Origin of the sequence: Rhodococcus sp. NPDC057014 (assembly GCF_042673295.1) — a bacterium.
Lineage (GTDB): Bacteria > Actinomycetota > Actinomycetes > Mycobacteriales > Mycobacteriaceae > Rhodococcus_F.
Window position 1 is genome coordinate 1 of sequence record NZ_JBHUSF010000435.1, and the last position, 6,007, is coordinate 6,007.

At 67.2% G+C, this 6,007-nt stretch carries 10 protein-coding genes; 4 read left to right on the forward strand and 6 right to left on the reverse strand.

Annotated features, from left to right (window positions below):
• Window positions 1-13 precede the first annotated feature (13 nt).
• Window positions 14-595 carry a TIGR03086 family metal-binding protein gene (locus ACFTZB_RS41955; protein WP_378441309.1) on the reverse strand — a complete coding sequence of 194 codons (582 nt, stop codon included), beginning with the start codon at window positions 593-595 and terminating at the stop codon, window positions 14-16.
• A 62-nt stretch (window positions 596-657) separates the two neighbouring features.
• Here ACFTZB_RS41955 and ACFTZB_RS41960 point away from each other — a divergent pair, with 62 nt between their 5' ends.
• Together ACFTZB_RS41960 and ACFTZB_RS41965 are read left to right on the forward strand one after the other, a co-directional pair.
• Complete coding sequence (locus tag ACFTZB_RS41960; RefSeq protein WP_378441311.1) at window positions 658-1,608, forward strand: helix-turn-helix transcriptional regulator; 951 nt, start codon at window positions 658-660, stop codon at window positions 1,606-1,608.
• A gap of 39 nt (window positions 1,609-1,647) precedes the next feature.
• Window positions 1,648-2,085: an OsmC family protein gene (locus ACFTZB_RS41965; RefSeq protein WP_378441313.1), complete on the forward strand. Its 438-nt coding sequence runs from the start codon at window positions 1,648-1,650 to the stop codon at window positions 2,083-2,085.
• A gap of 7 nt (window positions 2,086-2,092) precedes the next feature.
• Here ACFTZB_RS41965 and ACFTZB_RS41970 read toward each other — a convergent pair whose 3' ends face one another.
• From ACFTZB_RS41970 to ACFTZB_RS41990, 5 genes are read right to left on the reverse strand one after another with little or no spacing between them, the layout of a single operon-like run.
• Window positions 2,093-2,428: a ScnB gene (locus tag ACFTZB_RS41970; protein ID WP_378441315.1), complete on the reverse strand. Its 336-nt coding sequence runs from the start codon at window positions 2,426-2,428 to the stop codon at window positions 2,093-2,095.
• Entirely contained in the window at window positions 2,425-3,114 is a 690-nt protein-coding gene (gene scnC, locus ACFTZB_RS41975) for a thiocyanate hydrolase subunit gamma (RefSeq protein ID WP_378441317.1), read from the reverse strand. Before scnC ends, ACFTZB_RS41970 begins: the two co-directional genes overlap by 4 nt.
• Entirely contained in the window at window positions 3,111-3,410 is a 300-nt protein-coding gene (locus tag ACFTZB_RS41980) for an SH3-like domain-containing protein (RefSeq protein WP_378441319.1), read from the reverse strand. The genes scnC and ACFTZB_RS41980 overlap by 4 nt, the downstream gene beginning before the upstream one ends.
• Window positions 3,407-3,850 (reverse strand): hypothetical protein, encoded by a 444-nt coding sequence (locus ACFTZB_RS41985; protein WP_378441321.1) that lies wholly within the window; start codon window positions 3,848-3,850, stop codon window positions 3,407-3,409. The genes ACFTZB_RS41980 and ACFTZB_RS41985 overlap by 4 nt, the downstream gene beginning before the upstream one ends.
• Before the next feature lie 22 nt (window positions 3,851-3,872).
• Complete coding sequence (locus ACFTZB_RS41990; protein WP_378441323.1) at window positions 3,873-4,067, reverse strand: CbtB domain-containing protein; 195 nt, start codon at window positions 4,065-4,067, stop codon at window positions 3,873-3,875.
• A gap of 237 nt (window positions 4,068-4,304) precedes the next feature.
• On the opposite strand from ACFTZB_RS41990, the gene ACFTZB_RS41995 reads away from it, so the two are divergent.
• Together ACFTZB_RS41995 and ACFTZB_RS42000 are read left to right on the forward strand one after the other, a co-directional pair.
• Entirely contained in the window at window positions 4,305-4,970 is a 666-nt protein-coding gene (locus ACFTZB_RS41995) for a DsbA family protein (RefSeq protein ID WP_378441325.1), read from the forward strand.
• A 70-nt stretch (window positions 4,971-5,040) separates the two neighbouring features.
• Window positions 5,041-5,985 (forward strand): DUF5996 family protein, encoded by a 945-nt coding sequence (locus ACFTZB_RS42000; RefSeq protein ID WP_378441327.1) that lies wholly within the window; start codon window positions 5,041-5,043, stop codon window positions 5,983-5,985.
• Window positions 5,986-6,007 lie beyond the last annotated feature (22 nt).

Here is a 6,007-nt window from a genome sequence, read left to right on the forward strand (position 1 = left end):
CGTGTGTGCGGGGTCAGATGCTCTTGCGTCCCGACCAGTTGGCGAGACGTTCGGTGGGGCCTGCGGTGGGGAACGGGTCGACGACGTCGGCGAACGGCACGGGGCCGCCGCGTGGATCCGCGGGGATCGCCTGCCGTGCGACGCCGAGCACGGCCTCGGCCAGCTCCGGGCGGGTCTCCGACGGCTGGCCGGTGGCGACCGCCAGGTCCCAGCCGTGCACGAGGGTCTCGTTGATGTAGCCCCAGATCGCGGCGCGGCCGGGGACGGTGCCCCATGGTGCGGTCACCGTCGCGTCGAGGCTGCTGTCGTCGGCCCAGACGGGCCACATGCGGTCGGCGGCGGATCGGTAGGCGTCCGCGTAGCCGTCGTCGCGGATGTCGGCGACGACGATCGGAATGCTGCGGGGGTCGCCGCCCTCGCCGATCACGCGGGCACGTTCCACGGTGGCGACGAGGTGGCCGAGCAGGGTGCGGACGTCGAAGTCGGCGCACGGGGTGGATGCCGTCAGCTGGTCCTCGCGGACGTTGTCGATGAGGCCGGTGGTCCAGGTGAGGGCTTCGCGGTACAGGGGCCGGGGATCAGTCGTGTGTGTCATGAGGCAACTATCGCCTCAATACATGACATCTTCTGTCGTATATTTCTGACAGACTTTTCGGCATGCGCGCTGACCGCCTGCTCTCGCTCGTCCTCCTGCTCCGCAACCGTGGGCGCATGTCGGCGTCGGCGCTGGCCCGCGAACTCGAGGTGTCGCCGCGGACCGTGCTGCGGGACATCGACGCTCTGTCGACGGCGGGGATCCCGGTGTACGCCGAACGCGGCCGGGACGGCGGTTTCGAGTTGCTTCCGGGATTCACCACCGATCTCACCGGCCTGACCGTCGACGAGGCCAAGGCCCTGCTGGCCGCCGGCTCCGCGATCACCTCGGAGTCGCTGGGCATGGCGCCGGCGTTCGCGTCGGCGATGCGCAAGGTGGTCGCGGCGATGCCGGACGCGCACCGGGCCGCGGCGACGAAGGTGGCGGAACGGGTGTTCGTCACCCAGGGGTCGTGGCTGACCGATCCGGAACCGGCCGACGACCATCTCGGGCTGATCCAGCAGGCGGTGTTCGTGGGCAGGCGCCTGAGCATCCTCTACCCGTCACGAGGGAACGAACCGGTGTGGCGCGTCATCGACCCGCAGGGTCTCATCCACGCGGGGGGACGGTGGTACCTGGTGGCGACGGACGCCGGCCGCGACCGGACGTACCGGCTCGAGCGGATCGAGGACGTCCGCGAACTCGACGAACCGGCGCAGCGAACAGCCGACATCGACCTCGCCGCGATCTGGGAGCGTCGCCGTTCGGCGTTCCGGGCGCGCGGCACACCGGTGGTCGTCGACGTTCTCGTCCGGCGGGAGCGTCGCGACGTTCTGGCGGAGCGTGCCTACGCCGTCCGATCCGAGCAGCCCGCCGACGGCGACCGGGTGCGCCTGGAAGTGGTGTTCGGCGACGACTCCCACGCGAGCGGGGTGCTGTGGTCGCTCGGCGAGGACGCGGAAGTGCTGGCGCCGGACGATCTGCGGGCCGCCCTGCTTTCCCGGGCGCTGCGGATGTGCGCCAGGTACGAGTAGGTTCGACACGTAAACCGAAGAACCACGAGAGGATGTGGCATGCCGACACGTACCGCACGGACCGCTTGGAACGGATCACTCGAACAGGGAAGCGGCCAGGTGGAACTCACCAGTTCCGGTGTCGCGACCTTCGACGTCTCGTTCCCGAAGCGCGCGGCGGAGGAGGCGGGTGGAACCACCAGCCCGGAGGAGCTGATCGCGGCGGCGCATTCCTCCTGCTACGCGATGCAGCTGTCCGCACTCATCGCGGAGGCAGGCGGAACCCCGCAGAGCCTCGAGGTGAAGGCCGATGTCTCACTCGGGCCGGACAACCCGGGTTTCAAGCTCACCGGCATCACGCTGACGGTCCGCGGTGAGGTGGACGGTCTCGACGCCGACGGCTTCGCCAAGGCCGCTCAGGCCGCGAAGGAGTCGTGCCCGGTGAGCAAGGCGCTCACCGGCGTCGAGATCACGTTGGACGCGGCACTCGAATCCTGAGTGCCGACTACCGACGGTTGAACCGTGCGCGTATCTCCTCCATCTTCGCCTGCAGTTCGTCCGGGCTGATGACGCCCTTGTCCATCAGCGCGTGCGCGGTGGCGACGACGGACCGGGAGCGGACGGGAAAATCGCGGTAGAGGGTTTCGCCCAGCTGGTCCTCGGTGTGGCGCCTGTCGAGATTGTCCCAGGCGCCACGCCAGGACAGGCATTCCGCGGTGGCCTGCATGCTCGATTCCCACGGGTCGGGCTTGCGGTCGAGGTCCGGGAGCGTCACGTCGTCGCGAGTTGTCTCCGGCGTCAACGTGTTCAGGATGACGTCGTAGCCCTTGTCCGCCATCATCGTGCCGCTCCTCCGTTGTCCGAGGGTGGTGTGGTCGCCGTCCAGTCGACCTGAGGGACGGCGACACCGATCATGGTGTCGCGGGTGACGATCGACGCCAGCTGTTCCTCACTCCACCCCTCGGTGCCCTCGGGGCGCATCGGCATCACCATGAATCGCGATTTCTGATTCGAATCATGCACGCGCACTTCGACATCCGACGGGAAGTGCAGGCCGAACTCCGCGATCACATCACGGGGCCAGCGCACCAGCCGGCGGCGGTAGTTGGGTGTGCGGTACCAGTCCGGGGACATGCCGAGGACGGGCCGCGGATAGCACGAACACAACGTGCAGACGATGACGTTGTGCACTTTCGGGGTGTTCTCCAGCACGTAGAAGTACGTGTAGTCGCTCGGCGTGCCCGATCCCGTGGGGTCGCGCCAGTCGATCCCCACCTCCTTGCAGGTCTCGGTGCCGTCGGCCAGCAGGCGCTTCTTGAATTCCGGATCCACCCACGCCTTCGCGACCAACTTCGAACCACCCGACGGCCCTACCGACTCGGCCCATTCCGAGAACCGCCGGTGATCCTCGCGGGAGAACAGTCCGTGTTCGATGGACAGTTCCCGGATGGCGGTTTCCAGGATCTCGAATTCGCTGACCTCCTCCGAGGCCTGGATCGGAGCGTGATCGTCGTGCGAATGCGTCATGTGTCGGCCTCTCCTGCCGGCTCGAGCCAGCGCTCGGAGCACTCGGTTTCCAAGGTGTCGATCTCGTATCCGGTGTAGCGGGGCCAGAGGTCGGTCTGCTGGAAGCGGACGACGTAGAACGGTTCGGTCCGGCCGTCGTCGACGCGTCCCCACGCCTCGTCCTCGGGGATCACCCACTCCGGGCGGTGTTCGACGACGACACCGGTGTGCCCGCGGATGAATGCCTGCGTGCGGGTGTGGAACATCGACGTCGCGTCCTTGACGGTGACGCGGTCGCCGATCGCGAATTTCGTCATGACCGGCCTCCCGCCGTAGGTCCGCCTGCGGTCCGGGCCCGCACTTCGTCGATCTTGGCGGACAGTTCGTCCGGCGTGATCAGGCCCTTGTTGACGAGTGTCTTGGCGGCCACCGTGATCCAGCGCGCGTAGTACGGCAATCCGAAGTAGAGCGTCGCACCCAGGTCGTTCTCGGCGCGGCGGCGTTCCTCCGAGTTCCACACACCCCGCCAGCCGAGGCATTCGCACGTGACGTACGTGCTCATCTCCCAGTCCTCTTCGACCTTCTCCTCGTACGCGACGGGAAGGGCGGGCTGGCCGCCGACGTCGTGCAGCACGTGCCGCAGCGCGTCGAATGCGGAATTGGACAGGTAGTACGGCGAATCCATCTCTTCGTGATGGAGGGGGCCGTACCCCGCCACTCTGTTCGCCTGTGCTTCGAATTCTGCTGGAGAGTTCATCGCGTGCTCCGTAGGGGTGGAACTAGTGACAGGGAACTCCCAGGAGATGGCGTCCGTCGTGCATCAATTCGTGCAGGTACATGCCACTTCGGGAGATCGCACCCTGGTCGAAGCCGACCAGGTAGAGGGTGAGAAGGGAGAGCAGGACGACTCCGACGGCGATCAGCACGATTCCGAGTGATTCGACGGACTTGCTCGGTGACGAGACGTAAACCATGGCTACTCCTGGAGGAGTTCGGGTTCCGCAACCATCGGCCGTCGATCTTCCGGGCAACGCGACGAGCGCCCCTCGTTCAGCGGCACGATCGATACGACGTTACTCTCGCCGTGTCGACACCCTCACCGTACCGTTCGGTCGAATTCGGCGGGCGGAAATGCACCACGGCGAGCCAAGACACTCTCTGCGCGGAAACGTGCCGGAACAGAATGCGGCACCCGTCTGTTCCACTGAACTGTGAGAACACAGCAGAAGCACGACGGCGACATCGAGATCGAGATCTGGTCCGACGTGGCCTGCCCCTGGTGCTACATCGGCAAGCGACGCTTCCTGTCGGCCCTCGACGAGTTCGAGGGGCGCGACCGGGTCACCCTGACGTGGCGGTCGTACCAGCTGTCGCCGGACACCCCGGTCGGGGAGCGGCGCACCGAACTCGACGCCCTGGTGGAGAGCAAGGGGCTGTCGGTCGAGCAGGTCCGTCAGATGTTCGGGCACGTCGCGCGGACGGCGGCCGACGAGGGTCTGCAACTGGACTTCGACACGGTCGTCGCCGCCAACACCTTTGACGCGCACCGGCTGATCCACCTCGCGGGCGACAAGCGAGATGCAGTGGTGGAGGGACTGTTCCGCGCCCATTTCGGTGAGGGTGCCGTGATCGACGACCGCGAGGTGCTCGTCGACATCGCGGCGCGGGCCGGGCTCGACGCCGACTCGGTGCGCGCCGAACTCGATTCCGATGCCGGCGCGGACGCGGTGCAGGCAGACCTCGAGGCGGCCCGCCGGCTGCAGGTGACGGCGGTGCCGTTCTTCGTCGCCAACCGCCGCGTCGCGGTGTCCGGCGCGCAGCCGAAGGACGTGTTCCTGCAGCTTCTGACGCAGGCGAGCGCGGCACCGGTCTCCTGACCACCGGCATCGCTTGCCATCGCCCCGGACGGGGAGCACATTGAAAAGCAGTCGTCGGCAGGGAGGCACTGTGCGCGAGCAGACACGATCCGGAGATGCATGGCCTGCGTTGAAGGTGGACGAGTGGACGTCGACGAGGGACACCCTGCACATGTGGACGCAGATCGTCGGGAAGATCCGCCTGGCCCACGCACCGCTGATCAACCACTGGTGGCAGGTGCCGCTGTACGTGAGTCCCCGCGGTCTCACCACGTCGACCGTCCCGTACGGCACCGACTGTTTCGACATCGAATTCGACTTCGTAGACCATCGGCTGGTGATCCGCACGAGCACGGGTGGCACCGGGACGATTGCGCTCGAACCGAAGTCGGTGGCCGATTTCCATGCGGAAACGATGGACACGCTGGCCGAACTGGGCGTCACGACGACCATCCTGGCCAGGCCCAACGAGGTGGTGACGGCCGTCCCGTTCGCGGAGGACACGCAGCACTGCTCGTACGACGGTGAGTCGGTGCACCGGTTCTGGCGGCAGCTCGTGCAGGCGGACCGTGTGCTGCACGAATTCCGTGCCCATTTCATCGGGAAGGTCAGTCCCGTGCACTTCTTCTGGGGTGCGCTCGACCTGGCCTGCACCCGGTTCTCCGGTCGAAGCGCGCCGACTCACCCTGGCGGAGCGCCGAACTGCGGAGACTGGGTGATGGTCGAGGGCTACTCACACGAGCTGAGCAGCTGCGGATTCTGGCCCGGCGGTGGCGTCGAAGGTGCGTTCTACGCGTACGCCTATCCGGAACCGGACGGCTTCGCCGACTACCCGATCGGGCCCGAAGGGGCGTTCTACAGCGCGGAGTTCCGGCAATTCCTGCTGCCGTACGAGACCGTCCGCACCGCGGACGATCCCGACGCGGCTCTGCTGAAGTTCCTGCACAGCACGTACGACGCGGCCGCCGATCGGGGTGGCTGGGACCGGGCCGCTCTGGAGACGGACCCGTCCCGTTGGGACGCCCACCCCATGTGAGTGGCACGGTGTGCTCCGGCAC

Bases quoted from the DNA above. Each gene is read 5' to 3' on its own strand.
- ACFTZB_RS41955 (WP_378441309.1), bottom strand. From the start codon at position 595: ATGACACACACGACTGATCCCCGGCCCCTGTACCGCGAAGCCCTCACC.
- ACFTZB_RS41960 (WP_378441311.1), top strand. From the start codon at position 658: ATGCGCGCTGACCGCCTGCTCTCGCTCGTCCTCCTGCTCCGCAACCGT.
- ACFTZB_RS41965 (WP_378441313.1), top strand. From the start codon at position 1,648: ATGCCGACACGTACCGCACGGACCGCTTGGAACGGATCACTCGAACAG.
- ACFTZB_RS41970 (WP_378441315.1), bottom strand. From the start codon at position 2,428: ATGATGGCGGACAAGGGCTACGACGTCATCCTGAACACGTTGACGCCG.
- scnC (WP_378441317.1), bottom strand. From the start codon at position 3,114: ATGACGCATTCGCACGACGATCACGCTCCGATCCAGGCCTCGGAGGAG.
- ACFTZB_RS41980 (WP_378441319.1), bottom strand. From the start codon at position 3,410: ATGACGAAATTCGCGATCGGCGACCGCGTCACCGTCAAGGACGCGACG.
- ACFTZB_RS41985 (WP_378441321.1), bottom strand. From the start codon at position 3,850: ATGAACTCTCCAGCAGAATTCGAAGCACAGGCGAACAGAGTGGCGGGG.
- ACFTZB_RS41990 (WP_378441323.1), bottom strand. From the start codon at position 4,067: ATGGTTTACGTCTCGTCACCGAGCAAGTCCGTCGAATCACTCGGAATC.